1 pseudogene is annotated in these 780 nt (G+C 67.9%); it reads left to right on the top strand.

Annotation, left to right across the window (positions count from 1 at the left end):
• Positions 1 to 110: 110 nt before the first annotated feature.
• Positions 111 to 655 (top strand): annotated as a pseudogene (locus tag FMEAI12_RS00265) (transposase); the annotation flags it as partial.
• Between the last annotated feature and the right edge of the window lie 125 nt (positions 656 to 780).

Below are 780 nucleotides of genomic sequence, written 5' to 3'. Positions count from 1 at the left end.
GCGGTTCGGGACCGACCCGGATTCCACCGACCCTGTGGGGTGCCAGAAGTCGGCTTGGGCCCGTGAGCTGGGGTGATGCGACGGTGCGGCGGCCGGCATGATGGTCAGCCATGTTCGTACGCCTGCTCTATCTGATCTTCGTGCGGGTGTGTGGCTGGCTGGTTCTCCTCGGTCGTTCGTCGGCGTCGAAGGACATCGAGTTGCTGGTGCTGCGGCATGAGGTTGCGGTGCTGCGTCGTACCCAGCCCAAGCCCCGGTGGGACTGGGCGGACCGGGCGGTCCTCGCCGCCCTGATCCGACTCCTGCCCAGGGCGCTGCGAACGCACCGGCGGTCACGCCCGGCACCGTCCTACGGTGGCACCGCCGTCTGATCGTACGGAAATGGACCCATCCACAGCGGATGGGTCGGCCACCGGTCGGCACGGAGATCGTGACCCTCATCAAGCGGCTCGCGACCGAGAACACGACGTGGGGCTACCAGCGGATCCGGGGCGAGCTGCTCAAGCTCGGTCACCGGGTGAGTGCCTCCACGATCCGCCGGGTCCTGACGTCCCTGGGGCTGCCCCCGGCTCCGCAACGGCAGACCGACACGACATGGCGGCAGTTCCTGCGCACGCAGGCGTCGACGATGCTGGCCGTGGACTTCTTCCATGTGGTGCGACGCGAGGTCGCAATGTGTGAGTGAGCGGAACGAAAGGAGGGTCGACGTGGTCGACGATTCGGCTCCGGGCTAGTGCTCACAGCCCGTCCCCGCCTCCGGCATGCGTCGCGTATGCACTC

Source organism: Parafrankia sp. Ea1.12, from assembly GCF_900465275.1.
GTDB lineage: Bacteria > Actinomycetota > Actinomycetes > Frankiales > Frankiaceae > Parafrankia > Parafrankia soli.
Note: the sequence above shows the minus strand (reverse complement) of the source record. Positions and strands in the feature narration are given on the sequence as shown.